Origin of the sequence: Streptomyces sp. NPDC058534, assembly GCF_042717365.1 — a bacterium.
Taxonomy (GTDB): domain Bacteria; phylum Actinomycetota; class Actinomycetes; order Streptomycetales; family Streptomycetaceae; genus Streptomyces.
In genome coordinates, this window is record NZ_JBHXNW010000016.1 from 111,842 (window position 1) to 130,045 (window position 18,204).

The 18,204-nt window shown below is 71.6% G+C and carries 13 protein-coding genes and 1 pseudogene; 7 read left to right on the forward strand and 7 right to left on the reverse strand.

Annotated elements, in window-relative coordinates; all coding sequences use genetic code 11:
• The first annotated feature begins 400 nt into the window (after window positions 1–400).
• A complete protein-coding gene (locus ACFWR9_RS13035; protein WP_383840018.1) occupies window positions 401–940 on the forward strand; it encodes a hypothetical protein in 540 nt (179 codons plus the stop codon).
• A gap of 78 nt (window positions 941–1,018) precedes the next feature.
• Window positions 1,019–1,438 (forward strand): tetratricopeptide repeat protein, encoded by a 420-nt coding sequence (locus ACFWR9_RS13040; RefSeq protein WP_383840021.1) that lies wholly within the window; start codon window positions 1,019–1,021, stop codon window positions 1,436–1,438.
• A 72-nt stretch (window positions 1,439–1,510) separates the two neighbouring features.
• Here the strand turns inward: ACFWR9_RS13040 and ACFWR9_RS13045 are convergent, their stop codons facing one another.
• Together ACFWR9_RS13045 and ACFWR9_RS13050 are read right to left on the reverse strand one after the other, a co-directional pair.
• Window positions 1,511–2,197 (reverse strand): response regulator, encoded by a 687-nt coding sequence (locus tag ACFWR9_RS13045; RefSeq protein ID WP_383840024.1) that lies wholly within the window; start codon window positions 2,195–2,197, stop codon window positions 1,511–1,513.
• A gap of 148 nt (window positions 2,198–2,345) precedes the next feature.
• Window positions 2,346–4,013, reverse strand: coding sequence for an ATP-binding protein (locus ACFWR9_RS13050; RefSeq protein WP_383840027.1), 1,668 nt, complete (start codon window positions 4,011–4,013; stop codon window positions 2,346–2,348).
• Window positions 4,014–4,167: 154 nt separating this feature from the next.
• Here ACFWR9_RS13050 and ACFWR9_RS13055 point away from each other — a divergent pair, with 154 nt between their 5' ends.
• From ACFWR9_RS13055 to ACFWR9_RS13070, 4 genes are all read left to right on the forward strand, one after another.
• A complete protein-coding gene (locus tag ACFWR9_RS13055) occupies window positions 4,168–5,562 on the forward strand; it encodes a cation:dicarboxylate symporter family transporter (RefSeq protein ID WP_383840030.1) in 1,395 nt (464 codons plus the stop codon).
• Between the two features lie 160 nt (window positions 5,563–5,722).
• Complete coding sequence (locus tag ACFWR9_RS13060) at window positions 5,723–6,121, forward strand: MerR family transcriptional regulator (protein ID WP_383840033.1); 399 nt, start codon at window positions 5,723–5,725, stop codon at window positions 6,119–6,121.
• An 11-nt stretch (window positions 6,122–6,132) separates the two neighbouring features.
• On the forward strand, window positions 6,133–6,447 hold the full coding sequence (locus tag ACFWR9_RS13065; protein ID WP_383840068.1) for a thioredoxin family protein: 315 nt from the start codon (window positions 6,133–6,135) through the stop codon (window positions 6,445–6,447).
• 167 nt (window positions 6,448–6,614) lie between these two features.
• On the forward strand, window positions 6,615–8,837 hold the full coding sequence (locus ACFWR9_RS13070) for a HelD family protein (protein WP_383840071.1): 2,223 nt from the start codon (window positions 6,615–6,617) through the stop codon (window positions 8,835–8,837).
• A gap of 58 nt (window positions 8,838–8,895) precedes the next feature.
• On the opposite strand, the gene ACFWR9_RS13075 is transcribed toward ACFWR9_RS13070, so the two are convergent.
• On the reverse strand, window positions 8,896–9,876 hold the full coding sequence (locus ACFWR9_RS13075; RefSeq protein WP_383840036.1) for a DUF5937 family protein: 981 nt from the start codon (window positions 9,874–9,876) through the stop codon (window positions 8,896–8,898).
• Window positions 9,877–10,097: 221 nt separating this feature from the next.
• Here ACFWR9_RS13075 and ACFWR9_RS13080 point away from each other — a divergent pair, with 221 nt between their 5' ends.
• Window positions 10,098–11,717 carry a hypothetical protein gene (locus ACFWR9_RS13080; RefSeq protein ID WP_383840039.1) on the forward strand — a complete coding sequence of 540 codons (1,620 nt, stop codon included), beginning with the start codon at window positions 10,098–10,100 and terminating at the stop codon, window positions 11,715–11,717.
• A 78-nt stretch (window positions 11,718–11,795) separates the two neighbouring features.
• On the opposite strand, the gene glgB is transcribed toward ACFWR9_RS13080, so the two are convergent.
• From glgB to ACFWR9_RS13100, 4 genes and pseudogenes are all read right to left on the reverse strand, one after another.
• Window positions 11,796–14,210, reverse strand: coding sequence for a 1,4-alpha-glucan branching enzyme (gene glgB / locus ACFWR9_RS13085; RefSeq protein ID WP_383840042.1), 2,415 nt, complete (start codon window positions 14,208–14,210; stop codon window positions 11,796–11,798).
• Window positions 14,211–14,251: 41 nt separating this feature from the next.
• Window positions 14,252–15,646, reverse strand: coding sequence for a maltokinase (locus tag ACFWR9_RS13090; RefSeq protein ID WP_383840045.1), 1,395 nt, complete (start codon window positions 15,644–15,646; stop codon window positions 14,252–14,254).
• 276 nt (window positions 15,647–15,922) lie between these two features.
• Window positions 15,923–17,644 carry a maltose alpha-D-glucosyltransferase gene (gene treS, locus ACFWR9_RS13095; protein ID WP_383840048.1) on the reverse strand — a complete coding sequence of 574 codons (1,722 nt, stop codon included), beginning with the start codon at window positions 17,642–17,644 and terminating at the stop codon, window positions 15,923–15,925.
• A pseudogene (locus tag ACFWR9_RS13100) lies at window positions 17,641–18,204 on the reverse strand (alpha-1,4-glucan--maltose-1-phosphate maltosyltransferase); the annotation flags it as partial. The pseudogene ACFWR9_RS13100 and the gene treS, both read right to left, overlap by 4 nt.

Consider the following 18,204-nt stretch of genomic DNA (forward strand, 5'->3'; position numbering starts at 1 on the left):
CTGTGGCCTGGACGGCTGCGTGGCGAACGTAAGAGGAGTGGTCTAGTCAGGTCAATGCTCCTGCGAGTGGGGATTCGGGGGAGCCCGGTGCGCGGCGCGCTGCTGCGAACCCGAGGCGCCGGCCTTGCGCTTCCCGGCGTCGGCTGCCGATCGCCACGGGCGACGTGGTCCTGGCGGACGCGGAGTCCGCGATCGCCCGGTTCATCCGCGGGAGTGTGCCGACGTCGCCCTTCAGGCTGCCGGCGACTCCGACGAAGAACACGGCTTCGGGGCGCAGTCAGTTGATGAGCTGTGTGGTGAGAGCGGGGGCCCGCTCGGCGCCCGGGAGTGCGGTCAGGGTCAGAACGGTGGGCTGGATCTCCGGCATAGTCATGAGTTACCGCTGGGAGAAGGGGATCGAGTGCCGGAACAGGACGTGACGGTCGGGCAGTTGCTGCTCGCCGAGTACGAGAGCGTGAAGGGCGAGCAAAGGGCGAGGATCGGGTTCCGGGACAACCTCCTCTACGTGACGCTGGCCGTCGTGGCCGCCGTCATCGCCGCCACGGCCCAGGCGAAGCAGACCTCGATGCTCCTGGCGCTGCCGCCGGTGTGCGTCGTCCTCGGATGGACCTACCTCGTCAACGACGAGAAGATCTCGGCGATCGGACTCTACGTCCGGGACGATCTGGGGCCCCGGTTGGCCGAACTCGCCTCGTACGGCGGCGGTTTCACGACCTTCGGGTGGGAGGCGTACCACCGGACCGACACCCGGCGCCGGTCCCGTAAGGCGATACAGACCGTGATCGACCTGACGGCGTTCTGTGCGGTACCGCTGGCGGCACTGATCGTCTTCTGGTCGAACGGGGACGTCGGAGGGCTGCTCGTCGGGCTTTCGGTACTGGAGGCGCTCGCCGTGGCGGGGCTCGCCTCGCAGGTCGTGTGGTACGCGAAGGCGGCGTGAGCAGGGAACGGGCGAGGGGGAGCGGCACTGCTGGCGGCCCTGGCCGAGGGAGCCGGCGGGGACGGTGGACGCCTGGCGGTGGAGCGGCCGGCGCGGGCACTGGGGCTCGACGCCGGAGCGCCTGCGGGGAACATCGCGGCGGCAGCCGAGGACCCCGAACGGTGGGAGGCCGTACGGGAGTGGGGCGAGGCGTTGGCCGACCTGCTCGCCGCCGATCCGCAGGGCCTCGCCGGTGTCGTCGCGCGGGCAGGCGCCCTGCGCGCCGCCCTCGACCCCTACCGGGAGACGGGGGACAGGCCACGCGAGGGCAGGGCCTGGCACAACTACAGGGTCGCTCTCAACGCCAGGGGCCGCACCCCGGAGGCCGTGACAGCCTGCCTCAACAGCCTCTACATCTGCCGGGAGTTCGAGGACTGGCACGGCAGCGCCCGGACGCTCTACGCCCTCGCGCTCGTGCACGACAGCGCGGGAGACGCGAGCGGGCCCGCGCCCACCTGACGCGGGCCGCGGACGCCTACGAGCGGGCGGGCTCGTCCAAGGAGGCCGGGCAGGCGCGCAGAGCGGCACGGCTCACCGGCCCCGTACCCACCGGTACACCAACTCCGGCCGCCCCACCTGCCCGTACTGCGGGCTCCGCCCCGCCCGGCCCGCGTCCACCAGGTGTTCCAGGTAGCGGCGGGCGGTGATCCGCGAGATGCCCACCGCCTCGGCCACCCCGGCCGCCGTCAGGCCCTCCTCCGAGCCCCGCAGCGCGCCCGTGACCCGTTCCAGGGTCGGTCCGCTCAGGCCCTTCGGCAGGGCGGCCGGGCCGGGGGCGCGGAGCGTGGCCAGGGCGCGGTCCACCTCGTCCTGGCCGCTCGCCTCGCCGGCGGTGCCCCGGAACTCCGCGTACCGCACCAGCCGGTCCCGCAGGGTGGCGAAGGTGAACGGCTTCAGCACGTACTGGACGACGCCCAGCGACACGCCCTCCCGCACCATCGTCAGATCCCGCGCCGACGTCACCGCTATCACGTCGGTGTGATGCCCCGCCGCCCGCAGCGAACGGGCCAGCTGCAACCCGTGCACGTCCGGCAGGTGCAGGTCCAGCAGGAGCAGGTCCACCGGCGTACGGTCCAGCATCCGCCGGGCCTCCGCCCCGGTGTGCGCCTTGCCGACGGCCACGAACCCCGGCACCCGGCCGACGTACATCACGTGCGCGTCGGCGGCGACCGGGTCGTCCTCGACGACCAGGACCCGGATGCGCTGCTCCTGGGTCATACGGCGGCCCCGGGGTGGGTCGTCGCGCAGGGGCGCCGGTGGGCGGGCGCGCTGGGGAGGCGGCAGCCGCCGGGGGCGCCACGGCGCACGCCGGTGGTAACCGGGCGGCTCAGGCCGACCGGCACGACACGTAGGGGCCGTCGCCGTGTCATACGGCACCCCCGGACTCCGGTCTGCCCGCCACGGTGGCCGGCGTCGCCGTGCCGCTCCCGGCATCGCCCAGCGGCAGCCGCGCCTCGAAGCGGGCGCCGCCGCCCTCGGCCTCCGTGACCGTGAGGGTGCCGCCGTGCCGGCGTACCGCCTGGCGGACCAGCGCCAGGCCCAGGCCTCGGCCGCCCTCACCGGCCGGCTTCGTCGAGAAACCCCGCTGGAAGACCAGGTCGGCATGGGCGGGATCGACCCCGGCCCCCGTGTCCGACACCCGCATCACCAGCTCGGAACCGTCACCCGCCGCCTCGGTGTACGCCGCCACCGTCACCCGCGAGGGCACCGCGCCCTGGGCCGCGTCCACCGCGTTGTCCACCAGGTTGCCCAGGATCGTCACCAGGTCCCGGGCGGGCAGCGACGGCGGCAGCAGACCGTCGTCCAGCCGGCTCTCCCGCGACACCACCAGCTCCACTCCCCGCTCGTTCGCCTGCGCCGTCTTGCCCAGCAGCAGCGCCGCCAGGACCGGCTCGCCGACCGCCGCCACCACCTGGTCGGTGAGCGCCTGCGCCAGCTCCAGCTCGGCCGTCGCGAACTCCACGGCCTCCTCCGCACGCCCCAGCTCGATCAGCGAGACGACCGTGTGCAGCCGGTTCGCGGCCTCGTGCGCCTGCGAGCGCAGGGCCTGCGTGAATCCGCGCTCGGAGTCCAGCTCACCCGTCAGCGACTGCAACTCGGTCACGTCCCGCAGCGTCACCACCGAGCCCCGCCGCTCACCGCCGGACACCGGCGAGGTGTTGACGACCAGCACCCGCTCGGCCGCCAGGTGCACCTCGTCCACCCGGGGCTCCGACGCCAGCAGCGCCCCCGTGAGCTGCGCCGGCAGCCCGAGGTCCGCGACGGAGGTGCCCACCACGTCACCGGTCACGCCCAGCAGCTCCCGTCCACCGTCGTTGATCAGCGCGACCCGGTACTGCCCGTCCAGCATCAGCAGCCCCTCGCGCACCGCGTGCAGCGCGGCCTGATGGTAGTCGTGCATCCGGCTCAGCTCGTCCGCGTTCATACCGTGCGTGTGCCGGCGCAGCCGCGCGTTGATCACGTACGTACCGACCGCGCCGAGCAGCAGCGCCCCGGCCGCCACCCCCGTCAGGGCGGTGAGCTGCTCCCGCGCCCGCTTGCTGATCTCCTCGACCTTGATCCCGGCGCTGACCAGTCCGACCACCCGTTCACCGTCCATGACCGGCGTGACCGCCCGCACCGAGGGCCCGAGCGTGCCCGTGTAGGTCTCCGTGAAGGTCTCGCCCCGCTGCGCGCGCTCGATGTGCCCCCGGAAGGGGTGGCCGATTTGCGCCGGGTCGGGATGGGTCCAGCGGATGCCGTACGGATCCATGATCGTCACGAAGTCCACGTCGGTGTCCCGCATGACCCGCACCGCGTACGGCTGGAGCCGCGCGGTCGGATCCGGCGTACCGATCGCCTCCACCACGGACGGCGAGTCCGCGATGGCCAGCGACACCGCCCTGGCCTGCCGCCCGGCCGCGTCCTGTGCCTGCCCCCGGTCGCTGATCCAGCTGAACAGCGCGTACCCGACCACGACGACCGCTATCAGCACGGCCTGCATGGCGAAGAGCTGCCCGGCCAGGCTTCGGGGTCTCGGGACGCGGAGGTGCATGCCGCCAGTCTCCCTCCTGGCCTGATGGTGAACTAAATGAACGCAAGGGTGACCGCCCTCACGTGCCGGGAGATAGTCACCGCATCCCCTGAACAATCCCCCGGACGTGAGCCGCACGCCGGTGATGCCGACGACGTCGTCAAGGAGGGCCGCCGTGACCAGCAAAGCCGCTACGGCACCTGCCGCACCCAAAGCCAAGCGGGACCGCACGCACTATCTCTACATCGCGGTGATCATCGCGGTCGCCCTCGGTATCGCGGTGGGTCTGATCGCTCCGGACTTCGCCACCGAGCTGAAGCCCCTGGGCACCGGCTTCGTGAACCTGATCAAGATGATGATCTCGCCGATCATCTTCTGCACGATCGTGCTGGGCATCGGGTCGGTCCGCAAGGCCGCCAAGGTCGGCGCGGTCGGCGGGATCGCGCTGGGCTACTTCCTGGTGATGTCGCTGGTGGCGCTCGCCATCGGCCTGGTCGTCGGCAACATCCTGGACCCGGGCACGGGCCTCGCGGTCACCGACGCCGTCAAGGAGACCGGTCAGGCGCAGGTCGACGCGGAGGCCAAGGGCACCGTCGACTTCCTGATGGGCATCATCCCGACCACCATCGTCTCCGCGTTCACCGCCGGCGAGGTCCTGCAGACTCTGCTGATCGCCCTGCTGTGCGGCTTCGCCCTGCAGGCCATGGGGTCCGCCGGACAGCCCGTCCTGCGCGGCATCGAGCACATCCAGCGCCTGGTCTTCCGAGTCCTCGCCATGATCATGTGGGCCGCCCCGGTCGGCGCGTTCGGTGCCATCGCCGCCGTCACCGGATCGGCCGGCGTCGAGGCGCTGAAGAGCCTGGCCGTGCTGATGCTCGGCTTCTACGTGACCTGCTTCCTCTTCCTCTTCCTGGTGCTGGGCACGCTGCTGCGCCTGGTCGCCGGGGTGAACGTCCTCTCGCTCTTCAGGTACCTGGGCCGAGAGTTCCTGCTGATCCTGTCCACCTCCTCCTCGGAGTCGGCGCTGCCGCGCCTCATCGCCAAGATGGAGCACCTGGGTGTCAGCAAGCCGGTGGTCGGCATCACCGTCCCGACCGGCTACTCGTTCAACCTCGACGGCACCATGATCTACATGACCATGGCCTCGCTGTTCATCTCCGACGCCATGGGTACGCCGATGTCGATCGGCGAGCAGATCCCGCTGCTGCTCTTCCTGCTGGTGGCCTCCAAGGGCGCCGCCGGTGTCTCCGGTGCCGGTCTCGCCACGCTGGCCGGCGGCCTGTCCTCGCACAAGCCCGCCCTGGTGGACGGCATCGGCCTGATCGTCGGCATCGACCGCTTCATGAGCGAGGCCCGTGCCCTGACCAACTTCGGCGGCAACGCCGTGGCCACCGTCCTGATCGGCACCTGGACCAAGGAGATCGACAAGGGCCGGGTGAACGAGGTGCTCGCCGGCCGGGCCCCGTTCGACGAGAAGACCCTGCTGGACGACCACCACGGCGCCGACGACGCCGACGCCGCACCGGACCTGCCCGAGCAGGGCGGCGAGAAGGAGCTGGCGCGGGCCTGACCCTGCGGCCCGGCCCGCACACGCCGGGCGGCTGAGGTGCTCCCCCCGTTGCTCAGCCGCCCGGTCCCCCCCCCAAGAGGCCCCGGTCCCCCCAAGAGGCCCCGCGCCCCGGCGCCGGGCCTCTTGCCTTGACGTCCGGGTCAACGCCTACGTTCGTGCCATGCGAATCGGCGAGCTGGCCGCGCGGGCCGGGACCACGACGCGGGCGCTGCGGTACTACGAGTCGCGGGGCCTGCTGACCGCGCGGCGCACCGGCAACGGTTACCGGACCTACGACGAGGACGACCTGAAGCTGCTGCGGCAGATCAGGACGCTCCAGGACTTCGGGTTCGACCTGGAGGAGACCCGCCCCTTCGTGGAGTGCCTGCGCGCCGGGCACCCCGAGGGCGACTCGTGCCCGGCCTCGCTCGGCGTCTACCGGCGCAAGCTGGCGGAGCTGGACGCGCTGATCGCACAGCTCTCGTCGGTCCGGGCGCAGGTCGGCGCCCAGCTGGCGCGGGCCGAGGCGGCGGTTCCGGGGGGTCCGGAGCCCAAGTGCGAACTGGGAGGAGACGCATGACGAACAGCGGGGTGGCCGAGGTGTCGGACGCGGAGTTCGGTGCGGAGGTGCTGGGCAGTGAGCTGCCCGTGCTGGTGGAGTTCACCGCGGACTGGTGCCCGCCGTGCCGGCAGATGGCCCCAGTGCTCAGCGCCCTGGCCGAGGAGGAGGGCGACCGGCTCCGCGTGGTGCAGCTGAACGTGGACCGGAATCCGGCGACGACGAACGCGTACAAGGTGCTGTCGATGCCGACCTTCATGGTGTTCCGCGGGGGTGAACCGGTGAAGTCGATGGTGGGCTCCCGGCCCAAGCGGCGGCTGCTGGAGGAGCTGGCCGACGTGCTCTGACCCGCACGCGATACAAGAAATCCCCCGAGCAATTGCGCTCGGGGGATTTCTCTGCGTATATTCGGGGATTCGTGACTTCAAGGAAATGAGGTCATGAAGAAGTTCAGTGAGCACAGTATATCCGGGCGGGAGTGGAATTGTCAAACACCGAATTTCCGGACGATGAATTGCGGCACGAGCAGGAATTCGTCGACGGACTCTACGCGCGCGTGGACGCGCTGCGCGGCGACACCGAGGTCTCGGTCACGGACGCGCTCGCGCAGGGCGACACCCCGCAGCAGGCGAGGCTGGAGCGGGACATCCTGGTCGCCGAGCGCTCCGGGCTGCTCGCCGCGCTCAACGCGGTGGACGGCTCCCTCTGCTTCGGCCGGATCGACCTCGCCTCCGGGGACGTCCACCACATCGGCCGCATCGGGCTCCGTAACGACGACGCCGAACGCACCCCGGTCCTGATCGACTGGCGGGCCGACGTCGCCCGCCCCTTCTATCTGGCGACCGGCCACACCCCGATGGGCCTGCGCCGCCGCCGGCACCTCGCCACCGAGGGCCGCCGGGTCACCGCCCTGCACGACGAGATCCTGGACCTCGGCGACGAGACGCGGACCGGTCACGAGGACCCGTCCGGCGACGCCGTGCTGCTCGCGGCGCTGAACTCCGCGCGCACCGGCCGCATGGGCGACATCGTGCAGACCATCCAGGCCGACCAGGACCGCATCATCCGCGCCCCGCACCGGGGTGTGCTGGTCGTCGAGGGCGGTCCCGGCACCGGCAAGACCGCCGTCGCCCTGCACCGTGCGGCCTACCTGCTCTACGAGTACCGCGAACTGCTCGCCAAGCGCGCCGTCCTCATCGTCGGCCCCAACCCGGCCTTCCTCGGCTACATCGGCGAGGTGCTGCCCTCCCTGGGTGAGACGGGCGTCCTGCTGTCGACGGTCGGCGAGCTGTTCCCCGGCGTGAAGGCCACGGCGACGGACACGCCGGAGGCGGCGGCGGTGAAGGGCCGCGCCGGCATGGCCGACGTGCTCGCCGAGGTGGTCCGGGACCGGCAGGCGCTGCCCGATCCGGTGATCGCGATCGAGCACGACCGCGAGATCCTGATGCTCGACGACGACCTGGTGAACGTCGCCCGAGAGCGCACCCGCGCCGCCGGGCTGCCGCACAACGCGGCCCGCGAGCACTTCGAGGGCCACATCCTCAACACCCTCACCGACATGGTCGCCGAACGCATCGGCACCGACCCCTACGACGGCTCCAACCTCCTCGACCCCAGCGACATCACCCAGATCCGCGACGAACTCGCCGAGAACCCCGAGGTCTGGTCCGCCGTCGACCGGCTCTGGCCGCGGATCACCCCGCAGCGTCTCGTCGCCGACTTCCTCGCCGACCCCGAGGCCTTCCTGCCCGCCGAGGACGCCGCCACCGTCCGCCGCCCGGTCACCCGGCACTGGACCGTCGCCGACGTGCCCCTGCTGGACGAGGCGGCCGAACTGCTCGGCGTGGACGACCGGGTGGCGCGCTCCCGCGCCGAGCGCGAGCGGGCGGAGCAGATCGCCTACGCGCAGGGCGTGCTGGACGTGTCGTACGCGTCCCGGACCTACGAGTTCGAGGACAAGCACGAGGACGACGCCGAGGTCCTGTCCGCGCACGACATCATCGACGCCGAACGGTTCGCCGAGCGCCAGGAGGAGGACGACCACCGCAGCGCCGCCGAACGCGCGGCGGCCGACCGCACCTGGGCGTTCGGGCACATCATCGTCGACGAGGCGCAGGAGCTGTCCCCGATGGCGTGGCGGCTGCTGATGCGGCGCTGCCCGACCCGCTCGATGACCCTCGTCGGCGACCCTGCGCAGACGGCGGAGGCGGCCGGCGTCGGCTCCTGGTCGAAGATCCTCGCCCCTTACGTCGAGGAGCGCTGGGAGCACACCCGGCTGGGCGTCAACTACCGCACCCCGGCCGAGATCATGGACGTGGCGGCGGCCGTCGTCCGTGCCGAGGACCCGGAGTTCGCGCCGCCGACTTCGGTGCGCTCCACGGGCGTACGCCCCTGGGTCCGCGCCACCGGAGACCTCCCGGCCGCCGTCGCCGAGGCCGTCCGGGAACTGACCCCCGAGGAGGGGCGCCTAGCCGTCATCGCCCCGCGCGAGCTGCACCGGGTCCTCGCGGCCCGGCTGGACGGCGTGACGCCGGGTGCCGAGCCGGACCTGACGCGGACGGTCGTCCTGCTCGACCCGCGCCAGTCCAAGGGCCTGGAGTTCGACTCCGTCCTGGTCGTCGAGCCGGGCCGCTACGGCACCAGCGACCTCTACGTGGCCCTCACCCGCGCCACCCAGCGGCTCGGCGTCCTGCACACCGGGTCGCTGCCGAAGGGGCTGGTGGACGCGGCCGGTTAGGCGACCGCGGGACGCCAGGGGGACGCGCCGGGGGCGGGGGCGGGGGAGACATGGCCCGTCAGCTTCCCGTCGTCAGTGCGTCTCCCAGGCCGGTCCGTTCGTAGAGCACCTGGCGGCCGTGCCGGCGTGCGGTGAGCAGGCCGGCCTCGCGCAACACGGTGAGGTGCGAGGAGACGGAGGACGGCGCGAGGTCCAGCCGCCGGGCGAGGCCCGTCGTGGTGGCGGGGACGTCGAGCGAGGCGAGTATGGCGGCCCGTCCGCGCCCCAGCAGCCGTGTGAGGGTGGTCCGGGCGTGCGCCACGGGTTCGGTCCACAGGTCCACGATGCCGCGAGCGGGGTAGACCAGCGCGGGCTGCCAGGGTGCCTCGAACGTGCTGATCACATGGGGCCAGACGAAGACGCTGGGCATGAGCACGAGGCCCTGCCCGCCCAGGTGCCGCTCGTGGTCGGTGCGGCCCCGCACGGTGAGCGTGCCGGCCTGCCAGGTGCAGTGGGCGCTGATCTCCGGGAGCAGCTCACCGAGTCCGTGTTCGGCCAGCCGGCGGGTGCGGAAGGCGATGTCGGCCTCCAGCAGGGCGCGCATCCGGGGCCACTCCGGTTCGATGAGGCGGGTCCAGATCTGCTCCAGTACGTCGGACACCTCGCGGAGCATGCGGGCGGGTTGGCGCAGCCAGCCCCGGTCGCGGGCGGCGGCGAGGGCCCGCGGGGTGGCCTTCAGCGAACGCAGGGCGTCCTCGCGGGCGGCGAGCGGATCGCTCGCGCGTACCTGGGCGATCTCCTCCGCGAAGCCGGCCGCCGAGGTGGTCGGGGGCGGGCACAGCCAGCCGGGAGTCACACCGCGCTGCGGCATCAGCAGCCACAGCGGCGTCAGGTCCATGGCGGCCGCCTGCCGGCGGGTGCGCCGCAGCCAAGGCCGCTGATACACCTGGCGGTCCGGCCGTTTGAGCATGTGGGCCGCCGCCTGGGTCTCCCACAGCGCGGAGTGGGCGAACCGGCAGTTGAGGTAGTCGGCCTCGTCGAAGTGCAGGCGTGTCGGCATTGTCCCCCGTGGCAGATGCGTCGAGTGGTCGCAGTGGTTTGCTTCCCTTGGAGCCATTTTGTCATGCCTGGGTCACGTTGACCGCTCCGCCGCACCGAGGATTCGCCTCCACCCGAATCTATTGGTGTAGCGGCCAACTACGTCAAGACTCGTCGGGTCCCGCCCCTCCGGAGTGACTCACGAAAGGCTTTCGAATGAGGCGAGCACTACCCCGCCTGCGCGTGGCCGTCGGCACCGTGCTGGCCGGAGCGCTGCTGTCCGTGGCCCTCCCGGTCGGTCACCCGGCGGCCGCACCGGCGGCCGACGATCCCGTGCCGACGCACGAGGGCATGCCCGACGACGGCTTCGACAACGAGCACGAGGGCGAACAGGACGACACCGTCGGCCCCGACAGCCCGCCCGCCGCCACCGCTCCGGCCCTGGCCGATCCGGTCCCGGGCCGCCCGGGTGACTTCCGGCTGGCCGCCGGCTCCGACCTGACCGGCCGCGTGGACAAACTGGACGCCGCACTGCCCAAGCAGGGGCTGACCGAGCTGCTGGAGCAGGCCAACCGCACCTCGGGGCAGGGCGCCGGGGACTGCGGCGACACCGCCATCTACGGCCCCGACCTGCCCGTCGGCGACCGGGTGTGCTGGAAGAGCGACGACGCCACCTCCACGGAGTGGATCCCGCAGGCGATCAGCGGTGTCTCCGACGCGCAGGAGGACGAGGACTGGGGTACGTCGAACGCCGAGCCGATCGCGGTCGGGTCCTACGACGACAAGAACCCCGGGCGCAGCGACTACATCGCGGGCCGGGACAACTGCGTGAAGGCGAGCGTGTCCGACGCCTGCAACGAGAAGGGCGTCCGCGTCACCTTCTTCAACCAGGCCACCAAGAAGTACCGGCACGTGCTGCTGGTCTGGCCCTACGTCAACTCCTACGACCACATATCCTTCGACGCGCTGCACGCGCGCGAGGGGCTGTGCAACGAGGTCGTGACCGAGAACTGCGGCGCACAGAACGGCATCCACGCCGGCGGCATGGTCTGGTACGGCAACTACCTGTACGTCGCCGACACCGCCAACGGCATGCGCGTCTTCGACCTGCGCCGCATCATGGACCTCAACCCGGACAACGACTCGGCCACCGAGGACGAGATGCAGGACGGTCTGCCCAGCGACCTGACGGACAAGAAGCGGATCGGCCGGCAGAGCAACGTCTGGTACGCGTACGGCTACCGCTACGTCATGCCGCAGGTCGCGACGCTGAAGTTCACGACGGCCCGCAACTCCGGCGACGCCAGTAAGAACCAGTGCTACAAGACGGGCCGCCCCAAGGCGTCGTACGTCTCTCTCGACCGCACCGGCACCGACCACATGGTGCTCGGCGAGTACTGCAACATGGGCAAGAACCCCACCGACGCCATGAGCAACGGCCGCGTGGGCACCTATCCCATGACGGCGCTCACCGCGGCCGTCGAGGGCGCGTCCGGCACGGTCGCCGACGCCGACCAGGCGTACGGGCTGCCCACCGGCGGGTCGTTCGACGGCGAGCCGCTGTGGCACAAGATCCAGGGCGCCATGCGCTACGAGGGAAAGTGGTACTTCCACCGGAGCAACGCCTACAACAACGGCCGACTGCTCCAGGCCACCGTCGACGGCGAGCAGCTGATCGGCAACCCCAAGGCGCTGCAGAGTTCGATCGGGCCGGAGGACCTGTACCTGGCGCACGGCAGGGGCGACGGCTTCGCGCCCCGTCTGTGGTCGCTGAGCGAGCACGCGCCGAGCGAATGCGGTCCCTGCGAGCGTGAGCTGTACAGCTACCCGATGAGCGACGTGGTCGGCGGCTTCGGCTCCTGACCTGCCCGGGGCCCAGGGGGAGGGCCCCGACCGGGGGGAAAGGTCCCCGGCCGCCGACGGCGGCCGGGGACTTCGCCGTCAGGCCGGACGCAGCCACACCGTCGCCAGCGGCGGCAGGGTCAGCCGGACACTCGCCGCCCGGCCGTGCCACCCCTGCGGCTCCGGCTTGACCGGGTCCGGGTTGGCCACGTCGCCGCCGCCGTAGCGCGCGGCGTCGGTGTTGAGCACCTCGTGCCAGGCGGGGACCTCGTCGGGGACGCCGAGGCGGTAGTCGCTCCGCACGACCGGGGCGAAGTTCGACACCGCGAGCAGCGGGGTGCCGTCGGCGTCCAGCCGCAGGAACGCGAGCACGTTGTCCTCGGCGGCGTCCCCTACCACCCAGGCGAATCCGGACGGGTGGGTGTCGAACTGCCACAGCGCGGGCGTGGCCCGGTAGACGGTGTTCAGGTCCCGCACCAGGTCCCGTACGCCCCGGTGGTCCGCCGCCGCCCCGTACTCCGGGTCGAGCAGCCACCAGTCGGGGCCGTGCGCCTCGGACCACTCGGCGCCCTGCGCGAACTCCTGCCCCATGAAAAGCAGTTGCTTGCCCGGGTGGGCCCACATGAAGGCCAGGTACGCCCGCTCGTTCGCGCGCTGCTGCCACCAGTCGCCGGGCATCTTCGACACCAGCGACCGCTTGCCGTGCACGACCTCGTCGTGGGATATCGGCAGCACGTAGTTCTCGCTGTACGCGTACACCATGGAGAAGGTCATCTCCCCGTGGTGGTACCTGCGGTGCACCGGCTCGTGGCCCATGTACTGGAGCGAGTCGTGCATCCAGCCCATGTTCCACTTCAGCCCGAACCCGAGCCCGCCGAAGCCGCTCGGCCCCTTGTGGTGGGTGGCCCGGGTGACCCCGTCCCAGGCCGTCGACTCCTCGGCGACGGTCACCACGCCCGGCACCCGCCGGTACACCGTGGCGTTCATCTCCTGGAGGAACGCCACCGCGTCCAGGTTCTCCCGGCCGCCCCGCGCGTTGGGTGTCCACTGCCCCGGCTCGCGCGAGTAGTCCAGGTAGAGCATCGAGGCGACCGCGTCGACCCGCAGCCCGTCGATGTGGAACTCCTCGCACCAGTACACGGCGTTGGCGACGAGGAAGTTGCGCACCTCGCGCCGTCCGAAGTCGAACTCCAGCGTCCCCCAGTCCGGGTGTGCGGCCCGCAGCGGGTCGGAGTGCTCGTACAGCGGGCGCCCGTCGAACTCGGCCAGCGCCCAGTCGTCGCGCGGGAAGTGCGCCGGCACCCAGTCCATCAGGACTCCGATCCCGGCCTGGTGCAGCCGGTCGACCAGGTACCTGAAGTCGTCGGGGTCGCCGAGGCGGGCGGTGGGCGCGTAGAAGCCGGTGACCTGGTAGCCCCAGGAGCCGCCGAAGGGGTGCTCGGCGACCGGCATCAGCTCGACGTGCGTGAAGCCGAGGTCGGCGACGTACGCGGGGAGCTGCTCGGCCAGTTCCCGGTACGTCAGCCCCGGCCGCCAGGAGGCCAGGTGGACCTCGTACACCGACATCGGGGCCTCGTGCGCGGGCGCGGCGGCGCGGCGGGCCAGCCACTCCTCGTCGCCCCACGTGTGGTGCGAGGCGTGGACGACGGACGAGGTGGCCGGCGGGACCTCCGCGCGGCGGGCCATCGGATCCGCGCGGAAGGTGCGGGAGCCGTCGGAACGGGTGATCTCGAACTTGTACAGCTCGCCCGCGCCGACGCCGGGCAGGAACAGCTCCCACACGCCGGTGGCGCCGAGCGACCGCATGGGATGGCCGGTACCGTCCCAGAAGTTGAAGCCGCCGGCCACCCGGACCCCGCGCGCGTTCGGCGCCCACACCGTGAAGCGGGTGCCCGCGACGCCGTCGTGTGTCATCGGGTGCGCGCCGAGCGCCTGCCACAGCTGCTCGTGCCGGCCCTCGCCGATCAGGTGCAGGTCCAGCTCGCCCAGCGTGGGCACGAAACGGTACGGGTCCTCGACCTCCTGCACCGTCTCCTCGTACGCCACGCGCAGCCGGTGCAGCGGGACCTCCCGCAGCGGCAGCAGCCCGGAGAAGAAGCCGTCCCCGTCGTTGTGCAGCTCGACGCGCAGGTCGCCGGAGAGGACGGTCACCTCGCCGGCGTACGGCCGCAGGGCCCGGAAGGCGACCCCGCCGGGCACCCGGTGGGCGCCGAGCACGGAGTGGGGGTCGTGGTGCGTGCCGGCCAGCAGCCGCTCCCGGTCGCCCGCGTCCAGGGCGGGGGAGACGGCGATCTCGGCGGCGGGGGCGGTGACCTTCTTGGCGGCGGGCTTCTTGGTGACGGTCTTCTTCACGGCGGCCTTCGCCGTCTTGGCCCCCTTCGTCGTCTTGGCCGTCTTCTTCGAGGGCGTCGTCTTCTCGGCCGCCTTCTTCTCGGCGGCCGGCTTCTGCGCGGCCGCCTTCTTGGCGGCCGTCTTCTTCGGGTCGGGACCGCTGGACGAGGGGCGGGGGGTCACGGGCGGAGCCTCCTGGGCGAGTGGGAGCAACAGCGGGGGCGTCAGGCCGGTTCGGGTGCCGACAGGCGGCGGACCGCGGCCAGCGGCACCGGGAGCCAGTCGGGACGGTGCCGGGCCTCGTACAGGACCTCGTAGACCGCCTTGTCGGTCTCGTAGGCGCGCAGCAGCACCGGGTCGGTGCGCGGGTCGCCGCCGCCGGCCTCCGCGTACCCGGTGCAGTAGGCCGCCCGGCAGCCCGCGGCCCACCCCGGCACCGGGGCGTCGGCCGAGTGCGCCGCGTAGTCGAAGGAGCGCAGCATCCCGGCGACGTCCCGCACCGTCGGCTGCGGCAGCCGACGTTCGGCCAGCGGTTTCGCTGGCTCCCCCTCGAAGTCGATCAGCGACCACCGTCCGGAGGGCGAGCGCAGGCACTGGCCGAGGTGCAGGTCGCCGTGGACACGCTGCGCGGTCCAGGTGCGGCCCTCGGCGGCCAGGTCGCCCAGCGCGGTGAAGGTGGTGCGCAGGGCGGGCGCGTACGACCGCAGCAGCGGCACCGCACGGGCGGCCTCCTCCAGCCGCGCGATCATGCCGCCGGCGAGCTGCCGCACCTGGGCGTGGCCGAGGGTGACGGTCGGCAGCGCCCGGGCCAGCGCGGTGTGCACCTCGGCGGTGGCCCGGCCGAGCGCCCGCGCCTCGGCGGCGAAGTCCTCGCCCTTGGCCAGCTCGCGCAGCGCCAGCTCCCAGCCGTCGGTCGCGCCCCGCAGGTACGGCTGGAGCACACCCAGCACCCAGGTCCTGCCGTCCAGTTCGGCCGCCATCCAGCCCGCCGGGGCCGGCACCCGGGCGCTGCCCTCGCGGGCCAGCGCCAGCGGCAGCTCCAGATCGGGGTTGACGCCCGGCACGATCCGGCGCAGCACCTTGAGAATGAACGTATCTCCATACACGACCGACGAGTTCGACTGCTCGGCGGTCATCAGCCGCGGCACCAGGCCGGCGCGTATCTCCCGGTCCTCTTCCCGCTCGAAGCGGAGCCCGCCGATACGTGCCCTGGTACGCATCGCCTCCAGGAGCAGCTCGGCGGGCCGGGTGTCGTACAGGGCGTCGTAGGCGGTGCGGCCGGCCGACGGGCCCTCGGTCATGTGTCCGATCATCGCGGGCGCCAGCCGGGGCGGCAGCGCCTCGCGCGTGCCTATGAGCAGCTGGTAGCAGTCGCCGGGCTCCTCGGGCGCGCCCGCGGCCGGGGCGGACTGCTGGCGGGCGCGGACCAGCACGTGGTGGAGGCCCAGCCGGGAGTCGGCGGGGAGCAGCTCTGTGTCGGCGACCAGCGAGAAGCCGGTGACCGGGCGCCCCTTGCCGGCGAACCAGCGCTGCCGTGGCAGCCAGTCCCGCAGAAGTGGATCAAGTGACGCTAGGAGGCCTGGTTGGCTCGTGACGGTGCGTGTGACGGCTTCCGACATGGCGTCGCGTCCTTTCCGCTCAGGGTGCGGAGGAGCGTCGAGTTGCGTGAAGGGTGCCCAGGGCGGGACGGAAAAAACCGTCCCGCCCGGATGGTGGCCTGAGGCCAGATCGGCGGATGCGGAGCCGAAACCATTGGCGTTCACGCCGCCCGAAGCGGGAGCGTGTCCTTGCCGATCACTCGGAAAGGTTTCACGCGACAAGCGCGTGCGATTGATCACCGAGCCACCCACCCGGCGGGCTCGGGCCCTGTTCACCAGGACGGCGTAACGATATCACTACGCACCGTGCTCTCGTCGAAGCCGAAACCAGTAGAAGCCGTGGCCCCCCAGGGTCAGCAGGTACGGCAGGTCGCCGACCGCGGGGAAGCGGACTCCGCCGAACAGCTCCACCGGGTGGCGTCCTCCGAAGGCGCTGAGGTCGAGTTCGGTGGGCTGCGCGAACCGGGAGAAGTTGTGGACGCACAGCACCAGGTCGTCCTCGTCCTCCCCATTCGGGGGGGCCTCCCGCAGGAAGGCCAGGACGGCCGGGTTGGAGGACGGCAGTTCGGTGTAGCTGCCGAGGCCGAAGGCGGGGTTCTGTTTGCGGATCTCGATCATGCGGCGGGTCCAGTGCAGCAGGGACGAGGGCGAGGCCATGGCGGCCTCGACGTTCGTGACCTGGTAGCCGTGGACCGGGTCCATGATCGTGGGCAGGAACAGGCGGCCCGGGTCGGACGACGAGAAGCCCGCGTTGCGGTCCGGCGTCCACTGCATCGGGGTGCGCACGGCGTCGCGGTCGCCGAGCCAGATGTTGTCGCCCATGCCGATCTCGTCGCCGTAGTAGAGGATCGGCGAGCCGGGCAGGGAGAGCAGCAGCGCGGTGAACAGCTCGATCTGGTTGCGGTCGTTGTCCAGGAGCGGGGCCAGGCGCCGCCGGATGCCGATGTTGGCGCGCATCCGCGGGTCCTTGGCGTACTCCGCGTACATGTAGTCGCGTTCCTCGTCGGTGACCATTTCCAGGGTCAGCTCGTCGTGGTTGCGCAGGAAGATGCCCCACTGGCAGCTGGACGGGATGGCCGGGGTCTTGGCGAGGATCTCGGAGACCGGGTAGCGGGACTCCCTTCTGACCGCCATGAAGATGCGCGGCATGACCGGGAAGTGGAAGGCCATGTGGCACTCGTCGCCGCCCGCGCTGTAGTCGCCGAAGTAGTCGACGACGTCCTCGGGCCACTGGTTGGCCTCGGCCAGCACCACCGTGTCCGGATACTGCGCGTCGATCTCCTTGCGCACCCGCTTCAGGAACTCGTGCGTGCGCGGCAGGTTCTCGCAGTTGGTGCCCTCCTCCTGGTAGAGGTACGGCACCGCGTCCAGCCGAAACCCGTCGATGCCCAGGTCCAGCCAGAACTTCAGCGCGGAGATCATCTCCTCCTGCACGGACGGGTTCTCGTAGTTGAGGTCCGGCTGGTGGGAGAAGAAGCGGTGCCAGTAGTACTGCTTGCGCACCGGGTCGTAGGTCCAGTTGGACGCCTCGGTGTCGACGAAGATGATGCGGGCATCGGCGTACTGGGTGTCGTCGTCGGCCCAGACGTAGTAGTCGCCGTAGGGGCCGTCGGGGTTCTTGCGGGACTCCTGGAACCACGGGTGCTGGTCGCTGGTGTGGTTCATGACGAAGTCGATGATGACGCGCATGCCGCGCTGGTGGGCGGCGTCCACGAACTCGACGAAGTCGGCGAGGTCGCCGAACTCGGGGAGTACGGCGGTGTAGTCGGAGACGTCGTAGCCGCCGTCGCGCAGGGGTGACTTGAAGAAGGGCGGGAGCCAGAGGCAGTCCACGCCCAGCCACTGCAGGTAGTCCAGCTTGGCGGTCAGGCCCTTGAGGTCACCGACGCCGTCGCCGTTGCTGTCCTGGAAGGAGCGGACGAGAACCTCGTAGAAGACGGCTCGTTTGAACCAGTCCGGGTCGCGGTCCTTGGCCGGGGTGTCCTCGAAGGTGTCCGGCACGGGCTCGTTGACGATCATATGGTGGGTGACCCTCCGATCTGCGGGTGGGACGGTCGCAGAACCGTGCAGACGTGCGCGGGCGAACGGCCCGGCTCCAGGCGCACATAGTTGGCCCTGCCCCAGTGGTAGGTCTCGCCGGTCAGCTCGTCGCGCACCGGCACCGACTCGTGCCAGTCCAGGCCGAGTTGCGGCATGTCCAACGAGACCGTCGCCTCCTGGGTGTGGTGGGGGTCGAGGTTGGCGACCACCAGAACCGTGTTCGACCCCTGCCGCTTCGAGTAGGCGATCACCTCCTCCTTGTCCGTGGGATGGAAGTGCAGATCGCGCAGTTGGTGGAGTGCCGGGTTCGCACGCCGGATGGTGTTGAGGCGGGTGATGAGGGGGGCGATGGTGCGGCCCTCGCGGGTGGCGGCGGCCCAGTCGCGGGGTTTTAGCTGGTACTTCTCGGAGTCGAGGTATTCCTCGCTGCCCTCGCGCAGGGGTGTGTGCTCGCAGAGTTCGTAGCCGCTGTAGATGCCCCAGGTGGGGGAGAGGGTGGCGGCGAGGACGGCGCGGACCTCGAAGGCGGGGCGGCCGCC

What these genes read in the sequence shown, in the direction of transcription:
- ACFWR9_RS13045 (WP_383840024.1), bottom strand. Translation starts at nt 2,197, where the DNA reads ATGACCCAGGAGCAGCGCATCCGGGTCCTGGTCGTCGAGGACGACCCG.
- ACFWR9_RS13050 (WP_383840027.1), bottom strand. Translation starts at nt 4,013, where the DNA reads ATGCACCTCCGCGTCCCGAGACCCCGAAGCCTGGCCGGGCAGCTCTTC.
- ACFWR9_RS13060 (WP_383840033.1), top strand. Translation starts at nt 5,723, where the DNA reads ATGCGAATCGGCGAGCTGGCCGCGCGGGCCGGGACCACGACGCGGGCG.
- ACFWR9_RS13075 (WP_383840036.1), bottom strand. Translation starts at nt 9,876, where the DNA reads ATGCCGACACGCCTGCACTTCGACGAGGCCGACTACCTCAACTGCCGG.
- ACFWR9_RS13090 (WP_383840045.1), bottom strand. Translation starts at nt 15,646, where the DNA reads ATGTCGGAAGCCGTCACACGCACCGTCACGAGCCAACCAGGCCTCCTA.
- treS (WP_383840048.1), bottom strand. Translation starts at nt 17,644, where the DNA reads ATGATCGTCAACGAGCCCGTGCCGGACACCTTCGAGGACACCCCGGCC.